Origin of the sequence: Microbispora sp. CSR-4 (assembly GCF_008033685.1) — a bacterium.
Classification (GTDB): Bacteria; Actinomycetota; Actinomycetes; order Streptosporangiales; family Streptosporangiaceae; genus Microbispora.
Window position 1 is genome coordinate 1 of the sequence record NZ_VJVX01000240.1, and the last position, 618, is coordinate 618.

1 protein-coding gene is annotated in these 618 nt (G+C 67.0%); it reads right to left on the bottom strand.

The features are described from left to right. Window positions 1-441, bottom strand: a 441-nt coding sequence (locus FLV34_RS39630; RefSeq protein ID WP_187280898.1) for a cellulose binding domain-containing protein, incomplete at its 3' end; no start/stop codon positions are given. Window positions 442-618 lie beyond the last annotated feature (177 nt).

Below are 618 nucleotides of genomic sequence, written 5' to 3' on the forward strand. Positions count from 1 at the left end.
GGTCGGCGAGGGTGATGAGGTGGTGATGGAGCCGGTGCAGGTGACGCCGTTGAGCGTGAACGACGCAGGCTTGGGGTTGGACCCCGACCAGCTGCCGTTGAAGCCGATGGACACCGACGCGCCGGTGGCGATGGCCGCGTTGTAGTCCACGTTCGTGGCCGTGACGTTCTGCCCGCTCTGACTGAAGGTGGCCGACCACCCGGTGTCCACCTTCTGACCACTCGCCGGGAACGCGAACCCCAGACTCCAGCCGTTGATCGCGCTGCCCAGGTTCTGGATCGTGATGGCGGCGGTGAACCCACCCGGCCAGTCGTTGGTCGTATAGGTCACGGCACACCCGGTGGCGGCCTGCGCCGCCGGGGCGACGGCCACACCGGCCAGGGCGACCACACCGGCCAGAGCACCGATCACCCCGGCACCCGTTCTGGTTCTGCTTGTCACAACCGAGCTCCTTGCAGGTCACGCAGGGCCCCTGACCGAGGAAAGACTCCCGACCCCACAAGGCTTTTCGTGCACCCGAACGACATCCACACCCGGACATCCACACCCAGGAACACCGCACAGCAACGTACGACCCCACCGATCACCGGTCAACGACACCCCACAGCGGCAACCGCG